Annotated in this window: 20 protein-coding genes; 13 read left to right on the top strand and 7 right to left on the bottom strand. The window is 74.0% G+C overall.

Annotated elements, in window-relative coordinates:
• Positions 1 to 130: 130 nt before the first annotated feature.
• The 7 genes from ELQ39_RS25045 to cobI are packed head-to-tail and all read left to right on the top strand — an operon-like array spanning position 131 to position 10,957.
• Positions 131 to 1,072 carry a cobalamin biosynthesis protein gene (locus tag ELQ39_RS25045; protein WP_242594084.1) on the top strand — a complete coding sequence of 314 codons (942 nt, stop codon included), beginning with the start codon at positions 131 to 133 and terminating at the stop codon, positions 1,070 to 1,072.
• Positions 1,069 to 2,580, top strand: a complete 1,512-nt coding sequence (locus tag ELQ39_RS25040; protein WP_242594082.1) for a cobyric acid synthase — start codon at positions 1,069 to 1,071, stop codon at positions 2,578 to 2,580. The genes ELQ39_RS25045 and ELQ39_RS25040 overlap by 4 nt, the downstream gene beginning before the upstream one ends.
• Complete coding sequence (gene cobN / locus ELQ39_RS25035) at positions 2,577 to 6,242, top strand: cobaltochelatase subunit CobN (RefSeq protein ID WP_242594080.1); 3,666 nt, start codon at positions 2,577 to 2,579, stop codon at positions 6,240 to 6,242. Before ELQ39_RS25040 ends, cobN begins: the two co-directional genes overlap by 4 nt.
• A complete protein-coding gene (locus ELQ39_RS25030; protein WP_242594078.1) occupies positions 6,239 to 8,227 on the top strand; it encodes a putative cobaltochelatase in 1,989 nt (662 codons plus the stop codon). Before cobN ends, ELQ39_RS25030 begins: the two co-directional genes overlap by 4 nt.
• On the top strand, positions 8,227 to 8,826 hold the full coding sequence (gene cobO / locus ELQ39_RS25025; RefSeq protein ID WP_190005086.1) for a cob(I)yrinic acid a,c-diamide adenosyltransferase: 600 nt from the start codon (positions 8,227 to 8,229) through the stop codon (positions 8,824 to 8,826). The genes ELQ39_RS25030 and cobO overlap by 1 nt, the downstream gene beginning before the upstream one ends.
• Complete coding sequence (locus tag ELQ39_RS25020; RefSeq protein ID WP_242594076.1) at positions 8,823 to 10,229, top strand: cobyrinate a,c-diamide synthase; 1,407 nt, start codon at positions 8,823 to 8,825, stop codon at positions 10,227 to 10,229. Before cobO ends, ELQ39_RS25020 begins: the two co-directional genes overlap by 4 nt.
• Positions 10,226 to 10,957: a precorrin-2 C(20)-methyltransferase gene (cobI, locus tag ELQ39_RS25015; protein WP_190005088.1), complete on the top strand. Its 732-nt coding sequence runs from the start codon at positions 10,226 to 10,228 to the stop codon at positions 10,955 to 10,957. The genes ELQ39_RS25020 and cobI overlap by 4 nt, the downstream gene beginning before the upstream one ends.
• Before the next feature lie 17 nt (positions 10,958 to 10,974).
• Here cobI and ELQ39_RS25010 read toward each other — a convergent pair whose 3' ends face one another.
• Positions 10,975 to 11,703 carry a permease gene (locus ELQ39_RS25010; RefSeq protein ID WP_242594074.1) on the bottom strand — a complete coding sequence of 243 codons (729 nt, stop codon included), beginning with the start codon at positions 11,701 to 11,703 and terminating at the stop codon, positions 10,975 to 10,977.
• 96 nt (positions 11,704 to 11,799) lie between these two features.
• Between ELQ39_RS25010 and cobM the strand changes: the two genes are divergently transcribed.
• The 6 genes from cobM to cobC are packed head-to-tail and all read left to right on the top strand — an operon-like array spanning position 11,800 to position 18,072.
• Positions 11,800 to 12,618, top strand: coding sequence for a precorrin-4 C(11)-methyltransferase (gene cobM, locus ELQ39_RS25005; RefSeq protein ID WP_190005090.1), 819 nt, complete (start codon positions 11,800 to 11,802; stop codon positions 12,616 to 12,618).
• A complete protein-coding gene (gene cbiE, locus ELQ39_RS25000) occupies positions 12,615 to 13,850 on the top strand; it encodes a precorrin-6y C5,15-methyltransferase (decarboxylating) subunit CbiE (RefSeq protein WP_242594072.1) in 1,236 nt (411 codons plus the stop codon). Before cobM ends, cbiE begins: the two co-directional genes overlap by 4 nt.
• On the top strand, positions 13,847 to 15,529 hold the full coding sequence (gene cobJ / locus ELQ39_RS24995; protein WP_242594070.1) for a precorrin-3B C(17)-methyltransferase: 1,683 nt from the start codon (positions 13,847 to 13,849) through the stop codon (positions 15,527 to 15,529). The genes cbiE and cobJ overlap by 4 nt, the downstream gene beginning before the upstream one ends.
• Positions 15,526 to 16,113: a precorrin-8X methylmutase gene (locus ELQ39_RS24990; RefSeq protein ID WP_225643043.1), complete on the top strand. Its 588-nt coding sequence runs from the start codon at positions 15,526 to 15,528 to the stop codon at positions 16,111 to 16,113. The genes cobJ and ELQ39_RS24990 overlap by 4 nt, the downstream gene beginning before the upstream one ends.
• A complete protein-coding gene (locus ELQ39_RS24985; RefSeq protein WP_242594068.1) occupies positions 16,110 to 17,021 on the top strand; it encodes a sirohydrochlorin chelatase in 912 nt (303 codons plus the stop codon). Before ELQ39_RS24990 ends, ELQ39_RS24985 begins: the two co-directional genes overlap by 4 nt.
• Entirely contained in the window at positions 17,011 to 18,072 is a 1,062-nt protein-coding gene (gene cobC / locus ELQ39_RS24980) for an Rv2231c family pyridoxal phosphate-dependent protein CobC (protein WP_242594066.1), read from the top strand. The genes ELQ39_RS24985 and cobC overlap by 11 nt, the downstream gene beginning before the upstream one ends.
• Before the next feature lie 391 nt (positions 18,073 to 18,463).
• Here cobC and ELQ39_RS24975 read toward each other — a convergent pair whose 3' ends face one another.
• From ELQ39_RS24975 to ELQ39_RS24950, 6 genes are all read right to left on the bottom strand, one after another.
• Positions 18,464 to 19,408: an SCO1860 family LAETG-anchored protein gene (locus ELQ39_RS24975; RefSeq protein ID WP_242594063.1), complete on the bottom strand. Its 945-nt coding sequence runs from the start codon at positions 19,406 to 19,408 to the stop codon at positions 18,464 to 18,466.
• Between the two features lie 178 nt (positions 19,409 to 19,586).
• On the bottom strand, positions 19,587 to 20,678 hold the full coding sequence (locus ELQ39_RS24970; RefSeq protein WP_225643037.1) for an amidohydrolase family protein: 1,092 nt from the start codon (positions 20,676 to 20,678) through the stop codon (positions 19,587 to 19,589).
• Positions 20,679 to 20,699: 21 nt separating this feature from the next.
• Positions 20,700 to 21,491 carry an amino acid ABC transporter ATP-binding protein gene (locus ELQ39_RS24965; protein WP_242594060.1) on the bottom strand — a complete coding sequence of 264 codons (792 nt, stop codon included), beginning with the start codon at positions 21,489 to 21,491 and terminating at the stop codon, positions 20,700 to 20,702.
• Entirely contained in the window at positions 21,488 to 22,324 is an 837-nt protein-coding gene (locus tag ELQ39_RS24960; RefSeq protein ID WP_242594058.1) for an amino acid ABC transporter permease, read from the bottom strand. Before ELQ39_RS24960 ends, ELQ39_RS24965 begins: the two co-directional genes overlap by 4 nt.
• A 4-nt stretch (positions 22,325 to 22,328) precedes the next feature.
• Positions 22,329 to 23,177, bottom strand: a complete 849-nt coding sequence (locus ELQ39_RS24955; protein ID WP_190005100.1) for a transporter substrate-binding domain-containing protein — start codon at positions 23,175 to 23,177, stop codon at positions 22,329 to 22,331.
• 178 nt (positions 23,178 to 23,355) lie between these two features.
• Positions 23,356 to 25,818, bottom strand: coding sequence for a phospholipase D-like domain-containing protein (locus ELQ39_RS24950; protein ID WP_242594056.1), 2,463 nt, complete (start codon positions 25,816 to 25,818; stop codon positions 23,356 to 23,358).
• Positions 25,819 to 25,885 lie beyond the last annotated feature (67 nt).

The following is a 25,885-nucleotide window of genomic DNA, read 5'->3' as shown; positions in this document are numbered from 1 at the left end:
CTCGTCGAACCAGGGCGCGGACACCCTGAGTGAGGACATATCGCCATGCGCGGCAGCCTGCCGAGGTCGACCAGCGACACCCCACCCCCCTTCGGGGCCGTAACCTCCGGATCCGTCACCGGCTGAACCCATGGGTGCCGATCGCGTGTTCGCGTACGGCGCCGCCGCCGGCCTCCTCGGCGACCTGCTGCTCGGCGATCCCCGCCGCGGTCACCCGGTCGCCGCTTTCGGGCGGGCCGCGGCTGCCGTGGAGCGGGTGCTGTGGCGGGACGACCGGGGCCGCGGTGCCGTGCACACCGCCGTGTGCGTCGGCGGCGCCGTCACCCTCGGGAGCCTGGCCGCCCGCGCCGTACGCCGCAGCCCCGCCGCTTCCGTCGCCCTGACCGGCCTCGCCACCTGGGCCGTCGTCGGCGGGACCTCGCTGGCCCGGGAGGCGCGTGCCGTCGGGCAGGCGCTTCAGGCCGGGGACGTCGAGGCCGCCCGGGAGCGGCTGCCGCACCTGTGCGGCCGTGACCCGCAGGCCCTGGACGCCGACGGGATCGCCCGCGCCGTGGTGGAGTCCGTCGCGGAGAACACCTCCGACGCCGTGGTGGGCGCCCTGGTGTGGGGCGCGCTCGCCGGGGTGCCGGGTCTGGTGGGCTTCCGGGCCGTCAACACCCTGGACGCGATGGTGGGTCACAAGTCGCCCCGGTACCGCCGTTACGGCTGGGCGTCCGCCCGTCTCGACGACGTCGCCGGCTGGCCGGGCGCGCGTCTGACGGCCGTGCTCGCCGCGCTCTGCGGTCCGGACCCGCGCGGGGCGGTACGGGCCTGGCAGGCGGACGCGGGCAAGCACCCCAGCCCCAACGCCGGTCCCGTGGAGGCGTCCTTCGCGGGCGCGCTCGGCGTGCGGCTCGGCGGCACCCTCTCCTACGGCGGGCGGGTCGAGCACCGGCCCGTCCTCAACGGCGGCGGACGCCCCGTCGCCGTCACCGACATCGACCGGGCGGTACGCCTGTCGCGGCGCGTCGGCTGGCTGGCGCTCGCGGCCGGGGTGGCCGCGCGGCGCATGCTGAAGGGACGTGCCCTGTGAGCGGTGGCGGACTGCTGGTCGCCGGGACCACCTCGGACGCCGGCAAGAGCGTGGTCACCGCCGGGATCTGCCGGTGGCTGGTGCGCCAAGGGGTGAAGGTCGCGCCGTTCAAGGCGCAGAACATGTCGCTGAACTCGTTCGTCACCCGCGAGGGCGCCGAGATCGGCCGCGCCCAGGCCATGCAGGCACAGGCGTGCCGGGTGGAGCCGACGGCGCTGATGAACCCGGTGCTGCTGAAGCCGGGCGGCGACCGGACCAGCCAGGTGGTGCTGATGGGCCGCCCGGTCGGCGAGATGAGCGCCCGCGGCTACCACGGCGGCCGTCAGGAGCGCCTCCTCGGCACGGTCCTCGACTGCCTGGAGCAGCTGCGGAACGAGTACGACGCGGTGATCTGCGAGGGCGCCGGGAGCCCCGCGGAGATCAACCTGCGCCGGACCGACATCGTGAACATGGGGATCGCGCGGGGCGCGCGGCTCCCCGTGCTGGTCGTCGGGGACATCGACCGGGGCGGCGTCTTCGCCTCCTTCTTCGGCACGGTCGCCCTGCTCTCCCCCGAGGACCAGGAGCTGGTCGCCGGGTTCCTGGTGAACAAGTTCCGCGGGGACGTCTCCCTGCTGGAGCCGGGCCTGGAGATGCTGCACGGCCTCACGGGGCGACGCTCCTACGGCGTGCTGCCGTTCCGGCACGGACTCGGCATCGACGAGGAGGACGGGCTCAGGGTGTCGCTGCGCGGCGCCGTGCGGGAGTCCGAGGTGGCGGCGCCGGCCGGCGAGGAGGTGCTGCGGGTCGCGGTGTGCGCGGTGCCGCTGATGTCCAACTTCACCGACGTGGACGCGCTGGCCGCCGAACCGGGCGTCGTGGTCCGCTTCGTGGACCGGCCGGACGAACTCGCCGACGCCGACCTGGTGGTCGTGCCCGGCACCCGCGGCACCGTGAAGGCGCTGCGCTGGCTGCGCGAGCGTGGGCTGGCGGAGGCGCTGGTGCGGCGGGCCCGCGACGGCAGGCCGCTGCTGGGCATCTGCGGCGGCTTCCAGTTGCTCGGCGAGCACATCGAGGACGACGTGGAGAGCCGCGCGGGCCACGTGGACGGGCTCGGCGTGCTGCCCGTCCGGGTGCGGTTCGCCCGCGAGAAGACCCTGGCCCGCCCCGTCGGCGAGGCCCTCGGGGAGCTCGTGGAGGGCTACGAGATCCATCACGGGGTCGCCGACGTCCTCGGCGGGGACGCCTTCCTGGACGGGTGCCGGGTCGGCGGCACATGGGGCACGCACTGGCACGGCGCGCTGGAGTCGGACGGATTCCGGCGGGCGTTCCTGCGCGTGGTCGCCGAGCGCGCGGGACGCCGTTTCGTGCCGGCCCCCGACACCTCATTCGCCGCGCTCCGCGAGGAGCAGCTCGACCGGCTCGGCGACCTGATCGAACAGCACGCGGACACGGACGCGCTGTGGCGGCTCATCGAGTCCGGCGCGCCGCAAGGACTGCCTTTCATTCCACCGGGAGCGCCCGCATGAGCACAGTGTTGTTGTTGTCGACCGCCGACACGGACCTGCTGGCGGCCCGGGCCTCCGGCGCCGGCTACCGCATCGGCAACCCCACCCGCGTGGACGTCGCGGAGGAACTGCCCGCGCTGCTGGACGGCGCCGACCTGGCCGTGGTCCGGCTGCTCGGCGGCAAGCGCGCCTGGGAGGACGGACTGGCCGCGCTCGAGGCGTCCGGCATCCCCACGGTGCTGCTCGGCGGGGAGAGCGTGCCCGACGCGGAGCTGATGGCCGAGTCGAGCGTCCCGGCGGGCGTGGTCGCCGAGGCGCTGCGCTACCTCGTCGAGGGGGGCCCGGACAACCTCGCCGAACTGGCGCGCTTCCTGTCGGACACCGTGCTGCTGACCGGAGAGGGCTTCGAACAGCCGCGCAGGATGCCGGAGTTCGGTGTCCACGGCGGGCGTCCCGCCGTACCGGGCCGTCCGACGGTCGGCGTGCTCTTCTACCGCGCCCACGAACTCAGCGGCAACACCGCCTTCGTGGACACCCTGTGCGACGCGATCGAGGCGCGCGGCGCCAACGCGCTTCCCGTGTACTGCGGTTCGCTGCGCGGCGCCGACCCGGAGCTGTACGAGCTGCTGGGCCGGGCGGACGCGCTGGTCGCCACGGTGCTCGCGGCCGGCGGCAGTCACGCCTCGCAGGCGTCGGCGGGCGGTGAGGAGGAGGCCTGGGACGTCGGCGCGCTCGCCGAGCTGAACGTGCCGGTGCTGCAGGGGCTGTGCCTCACGACCTCGCGCGCCGCCTGGGAGGGGTCCGACGCGGCCCTCTCCCCCATGGACGCGGCCATGCAGGTCGCCATCCCCGAGTTCGACGGCCGGCTGATCACCGTCCCGTTCTCCTTCAAGGAGCAGGGACCGGACGACGTCCCGGTGTACGTCGCCGACCCCGAGCGGGCGGCGCGGGTCGCCGGGATCGCCGTACGGCACGCGGCGCTGCGGCACAAGCCGAACGCGGAGAAGAAGCTGGCGCTGGTCTTCACCGCGTACCCGACGAAGCACTCGCGCGTCGGCAACGCGGTCGGGCTGGACACGCCCGCGTCGGCGGTGCGTGTGCTGGACGCGCTGCGGGACGCCGGGTATGCCGTCGAGGGGCATCCGTCCGAGGGCGACGAGCTGATCCACCGGCTGATCGAGGCGGGCGGGCACGACGTCGAATGGCTCACGGAGGACCAGCTGGCCGCCGCGCCCGCGCGGGTGCCGCTGGCCGACTACCGGGCGTGGTTCGCGACGCTCGACCCGGAGCTGCGGGACGCGATGACCGAGGCGTGGGGCGAACCGCCGGGCTCCCTGTACGTCGACGGGGACGACATCGTGCTGGCGTCCCTGAGGTTCGGGAACGTCGTGGTGATGATCCAGCCGCCGCGCGGCTTCGGGGAGAACCCCATCGCGATCTACCACGACCCCGACATGCCGCCGTCCCACCACTACCTGGCCGCCTACCGCTGGCTGGAGAACAGCTTCGGCGCCGACGCGATCGTCCACATGGGCAAACACGGCACGATGGAGTGGCTGCCCGGCAAGGGCCTCGGCCTGAGCGCCGGATGCGCGCCGGACGCGGTGCTGGGCGACCTGCCGCTGGTCTACCCGTTCATCGTCAACGACCCCGGCGAGGGCACGCAGGCCAAGCGGCGCGGACACGCCACGGTCGTCGACCACCTGGTGCCGCCGATGGCCCGCGCCGACACCTACGGCGACCTCGCCAAGCTGGAGCAGCTGCTCGACGAGTACGCGCTGGTCAGCGACCTGGACCCGGCGAAGGCGCCGGCGGTGCGGGCGCAGATCTGGACGCTGGTGAAGGCCGCCGAGCTGCACCACGACCTGCACGTCGACGACCAGCCGGACGACGACGCGTTCGACGAGTTCGTCATGCACATCGACGGCTACCTGTGCGAGATCAAGGACGTGCAGATCCGTGACGGCCTGCACATCCTCGGCGGCGGGCCGGTCGGCGAGCCGCGCGTGAACCTGGTGCTGGCGGTGCTGCGCGCCTCGCAGGTGTGGGGCGGGCGGGCCAACGCGCTGCCGGGGCTGCGGGCCTGCCTCGCCGCGCACTTCGGGCTGGTGGAGAAGGAGCTGCTGGCCGGGCCGGGCGCACCGGTGAAGGCGCCGGTGGAGCTGACGGACCTGGTCGACGGCCCCTCCCGTACGGCCGCCGACGCGATCGACCTGCTGGAGCAGCTGTGCCGGCGGCTCGCGGAGGGCATGGAGGAGCGCGGCTGGGCGGCGGACGCGGTGCCGGGCCTGGTGCGGGAGGTGCTGGGCAGCGAACTTCCGGACGCGGTGGCCGTGTTGCGGTTCGCGTGCGAGGAGGTCGTACCCCGGCTGGAACGGACGACCGACGAGATCGGGCACATCTTGCGGGCGCTGGACGGCGGGTACGTCCCGGCGGGCCCGTCGGGATCGCCGACGCGTGGACTGGTCAACGTCCTGCCGACCGGCCGGAACTTCTACTCGGTCGACCCCAAGGCCATTCCCTCGCGGCTGAGCTGGGAGGTCGGGCAGTCGCTGGCGGACTCGCTGGTGCAGAGGTACCTGCGGGACACGGGCGCGTACCCGGAGTCCGTCGGCCTGACGGTCTGGGGCACCTCCGCGATGCGCACCCAGGGCGACGACATCGCGGAGATCCTGGCGCTGCTCGGGTGCCGACCGGTGTGGGACGACGCGTCGCGGCGCGTGACCGGCTTCGAGGTCGTACCGCTGGAGGAGCTGGGCCGGCCCCGCATCGACGTGACGGTCCGCATCTCCGGCTTCTTCCGGGACGCCTTCCCGCACGTGGTGGGGCTGATCGACGACGCGGTCCGGGCGGTGGCCGAGCTGGACGAGCCCGCGTCGCGGAACTTCGTCAAGGCGCACGCCGACGAGGACACCGCCGAGCACGGCGACCGGCGGCGGGCCACCGCGCGCATCTTCGGCTCCAAGCCGGGGGCGTACGGGGCGGGGCTGCTGCCGCTGATCGACGCCCGGAACTGGCGCTCCGACGCCGACCTCGCCGAGGTGTACGCGGTCTGGGGCGGCTACGCCTACGGGCGCGGACTCGACGGGCGGGCGGCGCGCGGCGACATGGAGACGGCGTTCCGGCGGATCGCGGTCGCCGCGAAGAACGTGGACACACGCGAGCACGACCTCGTCGACGCGGACGACTACTTCCAGTACCACGGCGGCATGGTCGCCATGGTCCGGCACCTGACGGGCGCGAGCCCGGAGGCGTACGTCGGCGACTCGGCGACCCCGGACCAGGTGAAGACGCGCACGCTGGGCGAGGAGACGCACCGGGTGTTCCGGGCGCGGGTGGTGAACCCGCGCTGGATGGCCGCGATGCGCCGGCACGGCTACAAGGGCGCCTTCGAGATGGCGGCCACCGTGGACTACCTGTTCGGGTACGACGCCACCGCCGGGGTCGTGGACGACTGGATGTACGAGAAGCTCAGCGCGGAGTACGTGTTCTCGCCGGAGAACCGCGACTTCATGAAGAAGTCCAACCCCTGGGCGCTGCGCGGCATCACGGAACGGCTGCTGGAGGCGGCGGACCGCGGGCTGTGGGCGGAGCCGGACGCCGACACGCTGGAGCGGCTGCGCGCCACCTACCTGGAACTCGAGGGCGACCTCGAAGGCGACTCGGAGGGCGACGACCAGTGACCACCCCCTTTCCTTTCACGGCCGTCGTGGGCCAGGACGACCTGCGGCTCGCGCTGCTGCTGAACGCGGTGTCGCCGTCCGTCGGCGGTGTGCTGGTGCGCGGCGAGAAGGGCACGGCGAAGAGCACCGCCGTGCGGGCGCTGACCTCACTGCTGCCCGGGGTCGCGGTGGTGCCGGGGTGCCGGTTCTCCTGCGACCCGGCCGCGCCCGACCCGGGGTGCCCCGACGGGCCGCACGAGGGCGTGGGCATCGGTGCGTCCCGTCCCGCGCGGATGGTGGAGTTGCCGGTCGGCGCCTCCGAGGACCGGCTGGTCGGCGCGCTCGACATCGAGCGGGCGCTGGCGGAGGGCGTGAAGGCGTACGAGCCGGGGCTGCTGGCCGCCGCGCACCGGGGCATCCTGTACGTCGACGAGGTCAACCTCCTCCACGACCATCTGGTCGACCTGCTGCTCGACGCGGCGGCGATGGGCGCCTCGTACGTGGAGCGCGAGGGCGTGTCCGTGCGGCACGCGGCGCGGTTCCTGCTGGTCGGCACCATGAATCCGGAAGAGGGCGAACTGCGGCCGCAGTTGCTGGACCGGTTCGGGCTGACCGTCGAGGTCTCCGCCTCCCGGGAGCCGGACCAGCGGGTCGAGGTGGTCAGGCGGCGGCTGGCGTACGACGACGATCCCGCCGGGTTCGCCGCCCGGTGGGCCGACGAGGAGGCCGCCGTACGGCGGCGGATCGTCGCGGCGCGGGAGCTGCTGCCGTCGGTGCGGCTGGGGGACGGTGCGCTGCGGCAGATCGCGGCGACCTGTGCCGCGTTCGAGGTGGACGGAATGCGGGCCGACATCGTGATGGCGCGTACGGCGACCGCGCTGGCGGCGTGGGCCGGGCGGACGGAGGTGCTCGCGGAGGACGTGCGGCAGGCCGCGCTGCTCGCGCTGCCGCACCGTCGGCGACGCAACCCCTTCGACGCGCCGGGGCTGGACGAGGACAAGCTGGACGAGACGCTGGAGGAGTTCTCCGGGGACGACGACCCCGATCCGGACGGGGACGGCGGTGGTCCGGGTGGGGGCGGTGGACAGCCCGGGCCGGACGAGGGGCCGGCGGGCGACGGCGCCGCCGCACCGCCCGGGGAGGGCGAGGGCGAGCCCGCGCCCGGCGGGGCCGGGGAGCAGTCCCCCGTGCGGGCCGCCGAGCCCTTCCGCACCAAGGTGCTGAGCGTCCCCGGCATCGGCGAGGGGGCCGCCGGGCGGCGGTCGCGGGCCCGGACCGAGCACGGGCGGACGACCGGTGCGCGCCGCCCTCGGGGCGCCCTGACCAAGCTGCATCTCGCGGCGACCGTCCAGGCGGCCGCTCCCCACCAGCGGGCGCGGGGGCGGTCCGGGCACGGTCTCGTCGTGCGCCGGGACGATCTGCGGCAGGCGGCCAGGGAGGGCCGTGAGGGCAACCTCGTGCTGTTCGTCGTGGACGCCTCCGGGTCCATGGCCGCGCGGCAGCGGATGAGCGCCGTGAAGGGCGCCGTGCTGTCGCTGCTGCTCGACGCCTACCAACGCCGGGACAAGGTGGGGCTCGTGACCTTCCGGGGGTCGGCCGCCGATGTCGCCCTGCCGCCCACCTCGTCGGTGGACGCGGCGGCGGCCCGGCTGGAGTCGCTGCCGACCGGGGGGCGCACCCCGCTGGCGGCGGGGCTGCTCAAGGCGCACGACGTGCTGCGCGTGGAGCGGCTGCGGGACCCCGCGCGGCGGGCCCTGGTCGTGGTGGTGACGGACGGGCGGGCGACGGGTGGTCCGGAGCCGGTCGCGCTGGCGTCGCGAGCGGCGCGGCTGTTCGCGGCGGAGGGCATCGCCTCCGTGGTCGTGGACTGCGAGTCGGGGCCGGTGCGGCTCGGGCTGGCCGGGCGGCTCGCCGGAGAGCTGGGCGGGACGGCCGTGACGCTGGACGAGCTGCGGGCCGACTCGATCGCCGGCTTGGTGAAGGACGTGCAGAGGAGGGCCGCATAGTGCCGAAGGGGCAGCCGAGTGTCGTGCCGGACGACGGCCTGACGACGCGGCAGCGGCGGAACCGGCCGCTGGTCGTCGTCCACACCGGGATCGGCAAGGGCAAGTCGACGGCGGCCTTCGGGCTGGCGTTGCGCGCCTGGAACCAGGGGTGGCCGATCGGGGTGTTCCAGTTCGTCAAGTCGGCGAAGTGGAAGGTCGGCGAGGAGCGGGCGCTGCGGGTGCTCGGGGACTCCGGTGAGGGCGGGTCCGTCGCCTGGCACAAGATGGGCGAGGGCTGGTCCTGGGTGCAGCGCGACGCGCAGATGGACAACGAGGAGAAGGCCCGCGAGGGCTGGGAGCAGGTCAAGCGGGACCTGGCCGCCGAGACGTACAAGCTGTACGTGCTGGACGAGTTCGCCTACCCCATGCACTGGGGGTGGGTGGACACCTCCGAGGTGGTGTCCGTGCTGCGGGACCGGCCGGGGACGCAGCACGTGGTGATCACGGGGCGCAACGCGCCGGCGGAGCTGGTCGGTCTCGCGGACCTGGTGACCGACATGTCCAAGGTGAAGCATCCGATGGACGTCGGGCAGAAGGGGCAGAGGGGGATCGAGTGGTGACGGGGACCGCAGTCGGCTCCGTTCCCCGGCTGGTCGTCGCGGCGCCCGCGTCGGGGAGTGGGAAGACCACCGTCGCCACGGGGCTGATGGCCGCGTTGTCCGCGCGCGGGATGGCCGTGTCACCGCACAAGGTGGGGCCCGACTACATCGATCCCGGATATCACGCGCTCGCCACGGGGCGGGTGGGGCGGAACCTCGACGCGTACCTGTGCGGGGCCGAGCTGGTGGCTCCGCTGTTCGCGCACGGCGCGCGGGGGTGCGACATCGCCGTCGTCGAGGGCGTGATGGGGCTGTTCGACGGGGCCGCCGGGGAAGGGGAGCTGGCGTCCACCGCACAGGTGGCGAAGGCGCTGCGGGCGCCGGTGGTGCTGGTGGTCGACGCGTCGGCGCAGGCTCGGTCGGTGGCTGCGTTGGTGCATGGGTTCGTCAGCTTCGACCCTGAGGTCCGGGTCGGTGGGGTGATTCTCAACAAGGTGGGGTCCGAGCGGCACGAGCTGCTGCTGCGGGAGGCGTTGGAGGCGACCGGGGTTCCCGTGATGGGGGTGTTGCGACGGGACGCGGTGGTGGCGACCCCGGCTCGGCATCTCGGGCTGGTGCCGGTGGCTGAGCGGCGTGCTTCGGCTGTTGACGCCGTTCGGGCGATGGGGGCGATGGTTGCCGAGGGATGTGACCTCGCAGGGCTTGTCGCGCTCGCGTGCAGTGCGGGGTCCCTGGAGGCGGCGGCCTGGGATGCGGGTGAGGCGCTGTTCCCGGACCCCCTTGTCGGCCCTGGCGGGCCTCGTCCTCGCACGCCGGACGGGCCGGCAGTCGTCGCCGTGGCCGGCGGGGCCGCGTTCACGTTCTCCTACGCCGAGCACGCCGAGCTGCTGGCCGCCGCCGGTGCCCACGTCGTCACCTTCGATCCTCTGCGGGACGAGGAACTGCCCGAGGGGACCTCCGGGGTGGTGATCGGGGGTGGTTTTCCCGAGGTGTACGCCTCCGAGCTGTCCGCCAACGAGTCCTTGCGGAAGCGGATCGCCGAGCTTGCCGCGAGCGGTGCGCCCGTGGCCGCCGAGTGTGCCGGGCTGCTGTATCTGTGCCGGGAGTTGGACGGGATGCCCATGTGCGGCGTGCTGGACGCCTCCGCCCGGATGTCGGAGCGGTTGACACTCGGGTACCGGGATGCGGTCGCCGTGAGTGACAGCGTGCTGGCGACGGCCGGAACGCGGATGCGGGGGCACGAGTTCCACCGGACGGTCGTCGAGCCGGGGGCCGGGGCCTTCCCCGCGTGGGGGGTGCGTGTGCCCGAGCGCCGGGTCGAGGGGTTCGTCGAAGGCGCCGTGCACGCCAGTTATCTGCACACCCACTGGGCGTCGGCGCCCGGTGTCGCCCGTCGGTTCGTGGAGAGGTGCCGGACGTCATGAGCAGCAGGCTGATCGGGGTGGGCGTCGGGCCCGGGGACCCGGAGCTGGTGACCGTCAAGGGGGTCAACGCGCTGCGGGCCGCCGATGTCGTCGTCGTACCCGTGATGGACACGGGTGAGCGGGGGCGGGCCGAGGCGACCGTGCTGCACTACGTGCCCGCCGAGAAGGTCGTCCGGGTCGTGTTCGCGCTGAACGAGCGGACGGACAGGGAGCGGCGGGAGGCCGCCTGGGACGCCGCCGGTGAGCGGGTCGCCGGGATGCTGCGGGAGCGCGGCTCCGTGGCGTTCGCGACCATCGGGGATCCCAACGTCTACTCGACCTTCACCTATCTCGCGCAGACCGTCGGCGAGCTCGTGCCGGGGGTGGTGGTCGAGACCGTGCCCGGGATCACCGCCATGCAGGATCTCGCCGCCCGGTCCGGGGCCGTGCTGACCGAGGGGACCGAGCCGTTGACGCTGGTGCCGGTCACCGCCGGGAGCGCCGTGCTCAAGGAGGCCCTTGCCGGGCCGGGCACCGTCGTCGCGTACAAGTTCGGGCGGCAGGCCGGTGAGGTCGCCGAGGTGCTGCGGGAGACCGGTCGGCTCGAGGACGCGGTGTGGGGGTCCGCGCTGGGACTGCCGGAGGAGTCCGTGCGGTCGGCGGCGCAGATGGACGGGACGCCGCTGCCGTACCTGTCGACGCTCATCGCGCCGCCCCGGCGTGCGGGCGGGCGGGGCGGGAAGCTGTGAACCGGACCGACGGACGGTCAGTGGGCGGCGCCCACGACCAGCCAGATGAACAGCACCCCGGCGACCGTGCACACCAGCGTGGAGCGGGCCGGGTGGGCGTGGTGGGCCTCGGGCAGGATCTCGGCCGCCGCGAGGTAGAGCAGCGCGCCGCCGAACAGGCCGAGGTAGCCGCCGAGCAGCGGCTCCGGGATCGTGAAGAACAGGGTGGAGGCGGCGCCCGCGACCGGCGCCACCGCGTCCGCCCACAGCATGGCGAGGGCGCGGCGGCGGGCGTTGCCGTAGGCGTGGGCGAGTGTGTACGTGTTGAAGCCGTCCGCGAAGTCGTGGGCGATCACCGCGACCGCGACGGCGGCGCCCATGCCGCCGCCGACCTGGAAGGCGACGCCGATCGCCACGCCGTCCATCGCACTGTGCCCGACCATCGCCGCGGCGGCCGTGAGGCCCACCTCGGGGGTGCGGCCGTGGTTCTCGGCCGCGCCGTGCGCGGCCTGCCGGTGGGCGAGCAGCCGTTCCACCAGGTGGGCCAGCAGGAACCCGCCCACGAAGAGCAGCAGGGCGGCCGGGACGCCGTGCACCTCGGCGCCGGCGGCTTCCAGGGACTCCGGGAGGAGTTCCAGGCCGACCACGCCGAGCATCAGTCCGCCGGCCAAACCCAGCACCAGGTGGCGGCGGTCCGTCACACGGTGTGCCGACCAGCCGCCGGCCAGCGTCATCAGGAACGCGCCCAGCGCGACGAGGACCGCCATGTGCTCTTCGTATCCGATCAGCGGTCGCCCGCGCACGCGTGACAGCCGCTCAGCCCCCTTCGACTTCCGATCGCATTCAGAAAAGGACCTGTATCCATGGCCGACGCCCCCACCGGCAAGGTGACCTTCGTCGGGGCCGGTCCCGGCGCCGCCGATCTGCTGACGTTCCGCGGCGCGCGGGCCATCGCCGAGGCGGACGTGGTGATCTGGGCCGCCAGCCTGGTCCAGGCGGAGGTCCTGGAGCACGCGCGCCGGGACGCGGAGATCCTCGATTCGGCGGCGATGTCGCTGGAGGACGTGGTGGCCGTCTACGCGCGGGCCCGTGACGAGGGGCTGAAGGTCGCGCGGATCCACTCGGGTGACCCGGCGCTGTGGGGCGGCACCCAGGAGCAGTTCGACCGGTGCGTGGAGCTGGGCATCGCCACGGAGATCGTGCCGGGTGTGTCGTCCTTCTCGGCGGTGGCGGCGCTCGCGGGGCGGGAGCTGACGATCCCCGAGGTGGCGCAGTCGGTGATCCTCACCCGGCTGGGCGGCGGGAAGACGCCGATGCCGCCCGGTGAGGAGGTCCGGGAGTTCGCGCGGCACGGCACCACGATGGCGGTGTTCCTGTCGGCGGCGCGCAGCGGACAGCTGGTGCGGGAGCTGCTGGAGGGCGGCTATCCGACGTCCACGCCGGTCGTGGTGGCGTACCAGGCGACCTGGCCGGAGGAGCTGGTGGTGCGGTGCACGATCGGCACGCTGGAGGAGACCGTCAAGGAGCACAAGCTGTGGAAGCACACGCTGTTCCTGGTCGGTCCCGCCCTCGACGCGCACGGCACCCGCTCGCACCTGTACCACCCGGGTCACTTCCACGGCTTCCGGAAGGCCGACCCTCGGGCGCGCAGGGAGCTGCGGGAGCGGGGGGCGAGCACATGATCACCGTGGTGGGGACGGGGACGGGCGCACCGGTCGGCGTCCCGGAGATCGGGAAGGCCGCGCTCGTCGTCGGCGGGCGGCGGCATCTGGACGCCGTGACGGTGCCGGAGGGGGCCGAGCGGGTCGTGCTGGGGCCGTTGGCGCCCGCGCTCGACACCGTCGCGAAGTATGTGGCCGAGGAGCGGCCGGTGGTGATGCTGGCGTCGGGCGATCCCGGGTTCTTCGGGATCGTGCGGGCGCTGGCCGAGCGGTTCGGGCCGGAGAAGCTCGACGTGCGGCCGGGGGTCTCCTCGGTCGCCGCCGCGTTCGCGCGGGCCGGGCTGCCGTGGGACGACGCCGTGGTGGTCAGCGCGCACGGGCGGGATCCGCGGACGGCGGTGAACGTGTGCCGGGCGCATCCGAAGGTCGCCGTGCTGACCGGGCCGGGCGCCGGTCCGGCCGAGCTGGGGGTGGCGCTGCGCGGTGAGCGGCGGGTGCTGGTCGTCGCGTCGGCGCTCGGGGCGGCCGGGGAGTCGGTGGAGCGGGTGACGCCCGAGGACGCCGCCGGCCGGGACTGGGGTTCCGCGGTGAGCGTGGTGCTGTGCCTGGAGGAGACGCGGGCGCTGGGACCGGTGCGTACGGTCGCGGGGCTCGGGGAGCGTCCGGCCGGATGGGCGCTGCCGGAGGCGGAGTTCGCACACCGGGACTCGATGATCACCAAGTTCGAGGTGCGGGCGCTGGCGCTGGCCCGGCTGGGGCCGCGCCCCGGCGACCTGGTGTGGGACGTCGGCGCGGGGTCGGGGTCGGTGGCCGTGGAGTGCGCGCGGCTCGGCGCGGCCGCCGTGGCCGTGGAGCGGGACGCGGACGGTGTGGAGCGGGTGCGCGCCAACGCCGCCGCGCACGGTGTCGGCGTGCGGGTGGTGCACGGGGAGGCGCCGGGGGCGCTGGACGCGCTGGGCGACGATCCGGACGCCGTGTTCGTCGGCGGCGGGGGCCGGGAGCTGCCGGCGGTCGTCGGCGCGTGCGCGCGCCGGGCGCGGCGGACGGTCGTCGTGGCGATGGCCGCGCTGGACCGGGTACCGGCCGCGCGGGCGGCGCTGACCGGCGCGGGCCTGGTCTGCGACGGCGTGCTGCTGCAGTCGTCGCGGCTGGCGCCGCTGCCCGGGGACGTGACCCGGCTGGCGGCCACCAATCCGGTTTTCCTGCTGTGGGGCGTACGGCCCCCGGCGCACAGTGAAGGAGTCTGCGAGTGATCGGCCTCATCTCCGCCACGGCGGCGGGAGCGGCGGCGCGGGACCGGCTGGCCGCCGCCTGGCCGGACCGCACGCGCGTCTACGGCGGTCCGGTGGCGGACGCGGTGCGGACCGCGTTCGCCGAGTGCGACCGGCTGGTGTGTTTCCTCGCCACCGGGGCCGTGGTGCGGCTGGTGGCGCCGCTGCTGAACGGCAAGGCGGACGACCCGGGCGTGGTGTGCGTCGACGAGGCCGGGCGGTTCGCGGTGTCGCTGCTCGGCGGGCACGGCGGCGGCGCGAACGAGCTCGCCCGTGAGGTGGGCGAGGTGCTGGGCGCGGAGCCGGTGGTGACGACCGCGACGGACGCGGTGGGGCTGCCGGGTCTGGACACGCTGGGCCTTCCGGTGGAGGGCGATGTGGCGGCCGTGTCGCGGGCGCTGCTGGACGGGGAGCCGGTGGCGCTGCGCGCCGAGGTGGCCTGGCCGCTGCCGCCGCTGCCGGTCTCCGCCGAGGGCGCGTACACGGTCCGGGTGACCGACCGGCTGGTCGAACCGGCCGGTGGGGAGGCGGTGTTGCGGCCTCCGACGCTCGTCGTCGGGGTGGGCGCGTCGAAGGGCGCCCCCGTCGAGGAGGTGCTCGGGCTCGTCGAGGACGCGCTGCGGGAGGCGGGGCTGTCGGCGGCGTCCGTGGCCGAACTGGCCACCGTCGACGCCAAGGCCGGGGAGCCGGGGCTCGTGGAGGCCGCCCGGAGGCTCGGCGTGCCGCTGGTGACGCACGCGGCGGAGGAGCTGGCGCGCGTCGTGGTGCCGAACCCGTCGGACGCGCCGCTCGCCGCCGTGGGCACCCCGTCCGTCGCGGAGGCCGCCGCGCTCGTCGGCGGCGGTGAACTCCTCGTGCCCAAGCGGAAGTCGGCGGGCTCACCCGCCATGGCGACCTGCGCGGTCGCACGCCGTCCGGGCCGGGGGCGGCTCGCGGTGGTCGGGCTCGGGCCCGGCGCGCGGGACCTGCTCACCCCGCGGGCGCGGGACGAGCTGCGGCGCGCGTCGGTGCTGGTGGGCCTCGACCAGTACGTCGACCAGATCCGCGACCTGCTGCGGCCCGGCACCCGCGTGCTGGAGTCGGGGCTCGGCGCGGAGGAGGAGCGGGCGCGTACGGCGGTCGCGGCGGCCCGGCGCGGGCAGGCGGTCGCGCTGATCGGCAGCGGCGACGCGGGCGTGTACGCGATGGCGTCGCCGGCGCTCGCGGAGGCGTCCGACGACATCGACGTGGTCGGCGTGCCGGGGGTGACGGCGGCGCTCGCGGCGGGTGCGCTGCTCGGGGCGCCGCTGGGCCACGACCACGTGTCCATCAGCCTGTCCGACCTGCACACGCCGTGGGAGGTCATCGAGCGGCGGGTGCGGGCGGCGGCCGAGGCGGACCTGGTGGTGACGTTCTACAACCCGCGCAGCCGGGGCCGCGACTGGCAGCTCCCGAAGGCGCTCGCCGTGCTCGCCGGGCACCGGACGCCCGCCACACCCGTCGGTGTCGTGCGGAACGCGTCCCGCGCGGACGAGTCGGTGCGGCTGACCACGCTGGCCGCGCTGGACCCGGCGACGGTCGACATGATGACGGTCGTGACCGTGGGCAACACGGCGACCCGGCAGATCGCGGGGCGCATGGTCACCCCGCGCGGCTACCGCTGGCAGGAGGAGACCCGGTGAACCGCGTGATCCACCCCATCGAGCAGGAGTCCTTCCGGCGGCTGCGGGCCCGCCTCGACACGTCGCACCTCCCGCCGCTGACCCGGGCGGTCGTGGAGCGGGTCGTGCACTCCTCCGCCGACCTGGAGTACGCCGCCGACCTCGTCATGGACGAGGCCGAACTGGAGCGTGCGCACGCCGCGCTGCACGCGGGCGCGCCCGTCGTCGCGGACGTGGAGATGGTCGCGGCCGGGATCACCCGCCGCGAGACCGTGTGCCGGCTGCGCGAGGCGCGGTCCGGGCCGGGGCTCACCCGGTCCGCGCACGCCGTGCGGCTCGCCTACGAGGAGGTCGGGCCCGGCGCCGTGTGGGTGATCGGGTGCGCGCCCACCGCGCTGGAGGAGCTGCTGACCCTGGACGCCTCCCCCGCGCTGGTGATCGGCCTGCCCGTCGGGTTCGTCGGCGCCGCCGAGTCCAAGGCGGCGCTGCGGGAGAGCGGACTGCCCGCCGTGAGCAACGTGTCCGAGAAGGGCGGGTCGGCGGTCGCCGCCGCCGCGCTCAACGCCCTGCTGTACCACCCCGCTTCGACCGAGGAGACCCTGTGACCACCCCGCCCGCCCTGCTCATCGCCGGCCACGGCACCCGGGACGACGCCGGAGCGGAGGCGTTCCGCGCCTTCGTGCGGGAACTGGGCCGCCGCCGGCCCGGCCTGCCCGTCGCGGGCGGCTTCATCGAACTGTCCCCGCCGCCGCTGGGCGAGGCCGTCGCCGAGCTGGTGGGGCGGGGGGTGCGGCGGTTCGCGGCCGTGCCGCTGATGCTGGTGTCCGCCGGGCACGCCAAGGGCGACATCCCGGCCGCGCTGGCCCGCGAGAAGGAACGCCACCCCGGTGTCTCGTACACGTACGGCCGTCCGCTGGGCCCGCACCCCGCGCTGCTGCGGGTGCTGGAGCGGCGGCTCGCGGAGGCGGTGGACCCGTCCTGGGACCCCGCCGAGGTGACGGTGCTGCTGGTGGGGCGCGGGTCGACGGACCCGGACGCCAACGCGGAGGTGTTCAAGGCGGCCCGGCTGCTGTGGGAGGGACGCGGGTACGCGGGCGTGGAGACGGCGTTCGTGTCGCTGGCGAAGCCGGACGTGCCGAGCGGGCTCGACCGGTGCGCCCGGCTGGGGGCGCGGCGGATCGTCGTCCTGCCGTACTTCCTGTTCACCGGGATCCTGCCGGACCGGGTGCGGACGCAGACCGAGGAGTGGGCGGCGGCCCACCCGGACGCGGAGGTGCGGTCGGCGGACGTCATCGGCCCGGAGCCGGAGCTGCTGGACCTCGTTCTCGAGCGGTACGAGGAGGCGGTGAAGGGCGATCTGCGGATGAACTGCGACTCCTGCGTCTACCGGATCGCGCTGCCCGGCTTCGAGGACAAGGTGGGGCTGCCGCAGCAGCCGCATTTCCACCCGGACGACGACGGGCACCACCATCACGGGCATGGTCACACGCACTCCCACAGCCATGCCCACTGACCCGGGGACCGGCCACGACCTGCGCCATCACGGCGACGCCGAGGTCCGCGACGACGGTTCCACGCTCGTCGACCTCGCGGTCAACGTCCGCGCGGACACGCCCCCGGCGTGGCTGCGGGACCGCATGGCGGCGTCGCTGGCCGGGCTCGCCGCCTACCCGGACGGACGGGCCGCGCGGGCCGCGGTGGCGGCGCGGCACGGGCTCGGGGTGGAGCGGGTGCTGCTGACGGCGGGCGCGGCGGAGGCGTTCGTGCTGCTGGCGCGGGCGCTGAAGGTCTCGCGGCCGGCGGTGGTGCATCCGCAGTTCACGGAGCCGGAGGCGGCACTGCGGGACGCGGGGCACACGGTGGACCGGGTGCTGCTGCGGGAGTCCGACGGCTTCCGCCTCGACCCGGCGGCGGTCCCGCAGGACGCGGACCTGGTGGTGATCGGCAACCCCACCAACCCGACGTCGGTGCTGCACCCGGCTCGGACGCTGGCCCGGCTGGCCCGCCCGGGGCGGACGCTGGTGGTCGACGAGGCGTTCATGGACGCGGTCCCGGGCGAACGGGAGGCCCTGGCCGGACGAACGGACGTCCCGGGCCTGGTCGTGCTGCGCAGCCTGACCAAGACGTGGGGCCTGGCCGGCCTGCGCATCGGGTACGTCCTCGCGGCCCCGGAGACCGTCGCCGAGCTGGAACGGGCGCAGCCGCTGTGGCCGGTGTCGACGCCGGCACTGGCGGCGGCGGAGGCATGTGTGTCGCCTGCGGCGCTCGCGGAGGCGGAGGAGGCGGCGCGGGCGATCGCGGCGAACCGCGCGTACTTGATCGCGGGCTTGCGGGACTTCACGTCCCACGGCCTGCGGGTGGTGGAACCGGCGGAGGCCCCCTTCGTCCTGGTGCGCGTCCCGGACGCGGCGGGCGTACGGGAACGTCTGCGCTTCCTCGGCTATGCGACCCGCCGCGGGGACACGTTCCCCGGCCTGGACGAGGAGTGGCTCCGCCTGGCGGTACGGGACAGGGAGACCACGGAGGGGTTCCTGCGGGCGCTGGGACGGGCGCTGGGCGCCTGACCACCGAGCGGTTGCCCGCCGCTGCGCCGGGGGCGGGAAGTCCGCGGCCGGTCGCGCAGTTCCCCGCGCCCCTAAGGGGCGCCCCTCCCGTGCCACCGGGCGGCACCTCTGCGGCCCGCCTCGACCGGACCCGCGCCCCTGACGGCAACCCGTCTGCCGAGACCGCTCGTCCCCCGCCCGCGGCCCGTCCCGGGCTGATCGCGCAGATCCCCGCGCCCCTGAAGGGGCGCAGCGGCCAGCCCACCCGGCCTGCGGGCAGTCGTGCCGCTGGGGCGGCACGGGTGGGCGCAGGCGGCACCCTTGCGGCGCGGCTCGGCTTCGTCACGGGGACGCGCCGTGCCTCTGCGGGCGCGGGGTGCGGGGGCGTCCCCCCGCGCCCCGGCCGCTCAGGTCAGTTCCGCCGTCCCCGCCGCGACAGCAGCACCGCTCCCCCGCCGGCCGCGAGCAGCACGACCGCCCCCGCCGCCACGTACGGCGTGGCCGAATCCCCGCCCGTCTCGGCGAGGCCGGTCTCCGCGGGGGCCGCCTGTCCGGCGCGGGCGCCCTGGGGTCCGACGGCGGGCTCCGCCTTCTCGGGGGCGTCGGGGGCGGCCGCCTCCGGCTCCTCCTCGGCCGGCGCCGGCGTCTCGCACCGCGACTCCGCCAGCGTGAGGTGTCCCTCCACCTCGGCCACGTTCAGCTTCGCCGGGTCGACCGACACCTCCAGCTTCAGCGCGGTGGCCGCGGCCGTGGACGACGTCGTCGCGGTCGTGGACAGGTCGAGACGGACCGACCCCACTCCCGGCACGTCGACGTGCGTCGGGCCGCCCGCGCTCAGCGAGACCCGCTTGCCGAGGACGGTGACCGCGGCGGGCAGGGTGACGGAGGCGTGCGGGGTCGTGCCCGCCTCGCAGACCGCCCTGGAGCCGACCGCCTCGATCTCGACGAGCGACAGCAGCGGCAGTCCGGGGACGTGCAGGCGGGCGTCGGCGAGGGTGGTGGACGCCTCCGCCCTGTCCCCCTCGACGGTCGCGACCGCGTCGGCCACCTCGGCGCGCAGCACGCTGAACGGCTTGCCGCGGTCGACCCCGTCGAGGGTGGCGGTGAGGGCCGTCCTCCGCGCGCTCTGCGGCGCCTCGACCTCGTTGAGGGAAACGGTGAGCGGGACCTGCACCGACTTGTTGAGCAGGGACACGTCGAGGTCGGTGCGCAGCACGGAGGCGCCGGCGTGTCCATGGCCCTCGGTGGCGTACACGGGCGCCGCGCCGGCGAGGGCGACGGGTCCCGCGGTGAGCGCGCAGGCCAGCGCGACTGCCGGCCAACGGCGAACAGGCGCACGGAAGTTGTTGGTGTACAAGGTGGTGGGACCCCCATGAGACTTTGCTGGGACCCGGAAAGGATGTCCACGCCCGCGCCGCCCCGTCAGCGATCCGGCGACTCTTCACTCCTTCGGGGAAGACCGGAGAGCATTTTCGATTTCCAGGGCACGACTGTTCCCCGCCGTCACCCTCAGGGGCCCCACCGTCGGGCGCGTCCTACGCGACGACGCGCCCGTCGAGCACCACCCGGCGCGGAGCGGTGAGCACCTTCAGGTCCGCGCGCGGGTCGGCGTCGTAGACCACCAGGTCGGCCGGGGCGCCCTCCTCCAGACCCGGGCGGCCGAGCCACGCCCTGGCCTTCCAGGTGCCGGCGGCGAGGGCCTCGACGGGCGGGAGTCCGGCCTTGGCCAGTTCGGCCACCTCCTCGGCGGCGAGCCCGTGCGGAAGGGTGCCGCCGGCGTCGGTGCCGACGAAGACGGGGATGCCGGCGTCGTACGCGGAGCGGACGGTGTCGTAGCGGCGTTCGTGCAGCCGCCGCATGTGCGCGGACCAGCGGGGGAACTTGCCCTCGCCGCCGTCGGCGAGCGCGGGGAAGGTGGCGATGTTGACCAGGGTGGGGACGATGGCGACGCCCCGCTCGGCGAACAGCGGGATGGTCTCGTCGGTGAGCCCGGTGGCGTGCTCGACGCAGTCGATGCCGGCCTCGACGAGGTCGCGCAGGGAGTCCTCGGCGAAGCAGTGGGCGGTGACGCGGGCGCCCAGCCGGTGCGCCTCGGCGATGGCCGCCTCGACCGCGCCGCGCGGCCAGCAGGCCGACAGGTCGCCCAGGTCGCGGTCGATCCAGTCGCCGACCAGTTTCACCCAGCCGTCGCCGCGCCGGGCCTCCTGGGCGACGTACGCGACGAGGTCGTCGGGCTCGACCTCCCAGGCGTAGTTACGGATGTAGCGGCGGGTACGCGCGATGTGCCGCCCGGCCCTGATGATCTTCGGGAGGTCCTCGCGGTCGTCGATCCAGCGGGTGTCCGAGGGCGAGCCGGCGTCGCGCAGCAGCAGCGCGCCGGCGTCCCGGTCGGTGAGCGCCTGCTTCTCCGCGACGTCCTCGGGGACGGCCCCGTGCCGGTCGAGACCCACGTGGCAGTGGGCGTCGACGAGCCCGGGCAGCACCCAGCCGTCGACGGTCCGGACGTCACGGGCGCCGGCGGGACGGTCGTAGGAGATACGGCCGTCGACCACCCACAGCTCGTCGCGGACCTCGTCAGGGCCGACGAGGATCCGCCCCTTCACGTGCAGCACCGCGCGTTCACTCATGCACCGCACCCTAGTTGCGCGTCAGCAGGACTTCCCCACCTGGTCCGACGTCTCCTCCTCGACCTGCGCCATGGCCGGGTCGAGGAGCCGGGAGAGGAAGTGGCGGGTGCGTTCATGCTGCGGCGCGCCGATGACCCGCTCGGGTGCGCCGTCCTCGACGATCACGCCGCCGTCCATGAAGACGACCCGGTCGGCGACCTCGCGGGCGAAGGTCATCTCGTGGGTGACGACCATCATCGTCATGCCCTCGTCGGCGAGCATCCGCATCACCGCGAGGACGTCGCCGACCAGTTCGGGGTCGAGCGCCGAGGTGGGCTCGTCGAACAGCATCACCTCGGGGCCCATGGCGAGCGCCCGGGCGATGGCGACGCGCTGCTGCTGGCCGCCGGAGAGGGAGGACGGGTAGGCGTCCGCCTTCTCGGCGAGGCCGACCCTGTCCAGGTTCTGTGCGGCGACCTTCGCGGCCTCCGCCTTGCCGCGCCGCAGCACGCGGCGCTGGGGCAGCGTGAGGTTCTCGGTGACGGTCAGGTGCGGGAACAGGTTGAACTGCTGGAACACCATGCCGATGCGGCGGCGTACGGCGTCGATGTCGACGTCCGGGTCGGTCAGCTCGGTGCCGCCGACGAAGACCTGCCCCTTGCTGGGCTCCTCCAGGAGGTTCACGCAGCGCAGGAGCGTGGACTTGCCGGAGCCGGACGGGCCGATGACGCAGACGACCTCGCCCTGGCCGATCTCCAGGTCGATGCCGCGCAGCACGTGGTTGTCGCCGAACGACTTGTGCAGTTGGCTGACGCGGATCTCGGGGCGGCTCATTTGACGGCCTCCTGGGCCTTGGCCTCCATGCGGCGCACGACGAAGCCGAGCGGGATGGTGATCAGCAGGTAGCACAGTCCGGCCACCAGGATGGGCGTGGAGTTGGCGGTCTGGCTGGCCAGGTCGCGGCCGTACTTGGACAGCTCGCGCTCCTCCAGGGTGACGCCGAGGAACAGCACCAGCGAGGAGTCCTTGAACAGCAGGACCAGCTCGTTGGTGAGCGGCGGCAGGATGATCCGGAACGCCTGCGGGATGATGATCGACACCATGGCGCGGCCCGGCGAGAAGCCGAGCGAGCGGGCCGCCTCCATCTGTCCCTTGGGGACGGCCTGGATGCCGGCCCGGATGGTCTCCGCCATGTAGGCGGCGGCCACCAGACCGAGCGCGAGGGCGACCTTGCCGTACGTCCCGCCGATGATCTCCGTGCCGGGGAAGGCGAGCGGGACGGCGACGCCGATGAAGATGAAGATCAGCAGGGCGGGCAGGCCGCGGAAGATCTCGATGTAGACGCCGGCCAGCCAGCGGTAGGGTCCGACGGAAGACAGCCGCATGAGGGCGATGACCATGCCGAGCGCCAGGCCGACGCCGAAGCCGGTCACCGTGTAGAGGACGGTGTTCTTCAGCGCGAGCGTGATGACCTCGGGGAACATCCGCTCGGCGATGTCGACCTGCGCGAACTGGTTCTGCAGCCGTCCCCAGTCGGCCGTGACGCCGAAGGCGATCACGGCCGCGACGAACACGGCGTACTGGATGCCGCGCGAGATGGTGCGCTTCTGCCGCCGGGTCAGGCCCTTCCGCTTGGGCTGGAGCGGCGTCGTCTCCGTGTCGGCCATGAGGTCAGGAGGCGGCCGGCGAGGCGGCGGACTCGTCGTACGGGCCGATCCACTGCTCGTACAGCTTCTTGTACGTGCCGTCGGCCTTGGCGTCGGCGAGCGCCTTGTTCACGGCCTCCTGGAGGGCCTTGTTGCCCTTCTTCACGGTGAAGCCGTACTGCTCGCCGGTGTCGATCTGCTCGGCGACGGTGAAGGCGTCCGCGTTGGCCTTGTCCTTCAGCCAGCCCTGGACGACCGGGTAGTCGATGACGACGGCCTTGACCTGGCCGGTGCGCAGGCCGTTGAGGACGGCGTCGGAGGACTCGAAGGAGACCGGGTCGAAGCCCTCGCCCTTGACGTAGTCCTCGCCGGTGGTCTGCGCCTGGGCGCCCAGCTTGACGTTCTTCGCCTTCACGTCGGCGAGGGAGGCGACGCCGCTGTCCTTGGCGACGAGGACGGCCTGGGTGGCGTTGAAGTACGGGTCGGAGAAGTCGACGTTCTTCTTCCGCTCCTCGGTGATGGTCATGCCGGCCGCGGCGAGGTCGCACTCGCCGGAGTTGAGGAAGGCGCCGGTCTTGAAGTTCTCGAACGGCGTGTCGAGGATCTGCTGCTTCACGCCGAGGTCGTCGGCGACCAGGTCGATCAGGGCGACGTCGAAGCCCTGCACCTTGCCGTCGATCTCCGACTGGAACGGCGGGTAGGGCAGGTGGGTGCAGGTGGTGAGCTGTCCCGCCTTGACGAGCTCGACCCCGCCGGCGGTCGTGGACCCGCCGCCTCCGTCGTCGGTGGACGTGCAGGCGGCGAGGAGCACCATCCCGGCCGTCGCGGTGGTGGCAACCAGGACGCGGGTCCTGCGGCCGAGGTGCGTGTTCACGAGAGGCCTCCTGTGAGCGAACGAGAAGTTCCGATTATAAGGAAACGTTTGAGCACCTCACATCAATCGGAGGAGGATTACGCCGTCCGGCCTCCGATCTTCCGCCCGCGCGCCGACGGCCCGGACCGCGGGAAGCGGTCCGGGCCGTCGGACGGCGGGGTGCGCGGAGCCCGTGCGCCTACTTGTTGGCGAACGCGTCCCGCAGCCGCATCTCGTTGAACCCGTTCCCGTCGGAGTCGTCGGAGTACGTCAGGGACAGCCGGCCGTTCGGCGCCAGGGTGACCGCGGGGCCGCCCTGTCCGCCGCCCGAGACGACGTTCATCCGCAGCGCCGGGAGACGCCCGGTGGTGCTGCCGTCGAAGCCGAAGCCGCGGGCCCACACGTCGTCCAGACCGTCGACGAAGGCCTCCTTCCACGCCACCACGAAGTCACCGGCGTCGGAGACGGTGACGTCCGGGTCGGCCTGGGTGCCGATCGGACGGCCGGCCGGCACCTGGGACGAGTCCGGCGTGGTGCGCACCTCGGCGCCGCCGGGGGCGCCGGCGGCCGAGAAGGTGCGGTGGTGCACCCGCTGCTCGCGGACCACCGTGCCGCTGCCGGCGGTGTACTCGTCCGCCCACGCGGCCACGATCCGTCCGTCGCCGGTCACCGCGACCGCGGGCCGGGTCTGCTGTCCGTCGGTGAGCGTGTTGGCGACCTTGCGGGCGACCGCGAAGCCGCCCGAGGTGTTCAGCGTGGCCAGGCCGATGTTGAGCCCGCCGTTGCCGTCGGCGTCCTCCTCCCACACGACCGTCGCCCGGCCGGCGTCGTCGACGGCGACGTCCGGGCGGCGGTTGGAGCCGGCGGCGCCGGAGTTGATGGTGCTGACCTGCACGTCCTGGTAGCGCAGGGCGCCGGTCCCGGACCAGGAGGCCGCGTACACCTGGTTGAGCGTGGATCCGTCGGCCGTGGACTCCCACGCCACCGCGTAGGAACCGTCCGGGGCGACGGCGACGGCCGGGCGGAGCTGGTCGCCGTCGCCCGAGGCGTGCGGACGCGGCAGGCTGCTCACGGTTCCGTCCGGGGCGACCTTGCGCACGGCGATGTCACCGTACTCGTTGCCGTCCTCGTCGGCGGTCCACACGACGATCGCGTTGCCGTTCGCGTCGACGCCCACGTCGGGCTTCTGGTGCGACCAGGTGGCGCCGGTGCCGCTGGTGCTGAGCTTCTTCTCGCTCCACAGCGGCACGCCGTCCTTGTACATGCGGATGTACACGTCGGTGCCGAGCTCGGTGTCCGAGGAGTCGTGGCGGTCGCCCTCCTCGTAGACCACCGCGGTCCAGGTGGTGGAGGCGGTGCCGCCGGAGGCGACCGCGCTGTAGTGCTGGTCCCCGTCGCCCTTGGTGTTGACCCGCGAGTAGTGCTGGGCGGTGGAGCCGTAGACGGTGGAGTCGATGTCGTACGTGCCCTGGCGCACCGCGTTGAAGTTGTCGACGTACGCCTGGTAGATCCCCGGGTCGTCGATCCGCAGCAGCGTCTCGTCGTTGCGCTGGAGCGCGCCCTTGGTCCAGTTGTGCGAGCCGGTGAAGACGTGCCGGACCTGGGTGCCGTCGGCCTTCTGCCACTCGGTGAGCAGGTACTTGGAGTGGGTGGTGCCGCGGTTGCAGGTGATGGTCGAGTAGCGGCAGCCGCCGGGGCGGTTGGCGTACACGGGGATGTCGAGGCCGGTGAGCTCGTTGACGCCGGCGTTGTCGCCGTCGCCGTTGGGGTCGCTCAGGTCCCGGCCGTTGATCTCGATGGCGCAGCCGGCCGCCTTCTTGGCCGCCAGGGCGGTGTAGATCGCGGGCCGCGAGCTGCGCTCGTCGAGTTCGGCCGAGGAGATGCGGATGCGGCCGTTGCGGGCGCAGTCGACGTCGTCGATGAAGGAGGCGACGATGTCGGCGTTGCCGTAGTGCGAGGCGTCGGACGACGTGTCGCGCGGGAAGAAGAACGCCTCCACCGGGGCGGACGGGTCGCTCGTCGTGTGGTCGTACGTGGTGTGCAGGCTGTCGCCGGCGTGCCTGACCTGGTCCTGGAAGTGCGCGATGTAGCGCGCGGCGAGCTGCGCATTGTTCGACACGATCAGCGCGTTGTTGAGCTCGCCGGACTGGGAGAGGGCGATGTTCTGCGAGCTCTGCCAGACCACGTTCCTGCGTCCGTCGTCCAGGGCGGTGAAGACGAAGTACTTGTCGTGGTTGATGGCGTTGACGTCGTCGGGGCCGTTGCCGAGGCAGCTGTTGGTGCACCACGTCCATGTGGAGCCGTTCTTCAGCTCGGCGGCGGTGAAGGGCGTGCTGCTGGGCTCGTTGCGCTTCTCCGAGACCATGCGGAGGGTGACCCCTCGGTCCTGCGCCTCGAGCATCTTGGTCTTCAGCTCGGCGAGCCCGAACCAGTACATCCCCATGTAGACGGTGGAGCCCGGCGCCGCCCGGTCGATCAGACCGGCGAGGTCGTTGAGGATCGAGTGGTCGAGCGTGCTGCTGCCCGGCTTGGTGTAGTTGAACACCGCCTTGTAGTCGCCGGACGTCACGTCCGCGGCCTGGGCGGTGGTGGGGGCCAGCAGGGAGAGGCCCAGCAGGGCGGGTACGGCGAGTGAGCCGGCGCGTCGTATTCGTCTTCGCACGTGAGCGCTTCCTCGAGAGGGGTGTCCTGGAGCAGGGACGTCACGCTAGTGTTCCGGCGGCCAAGAT

The sequence above is a fragment of the Streptomyces sp. GB4-14 genome, from assembly GCF_022696125.1.
GTDB classification, from domain to species: Bacteria; Actinomycetota; Actinomycetes; order Streptomycetales; family Streptomycetaceae; genus Streptomyces; species Streptomyces werraensis.
The sequence above is the reverse complement of the archived record's forward strand: the minus strand, read 5'-3'. Positions and strand labels throughout refer to the sequence as shown.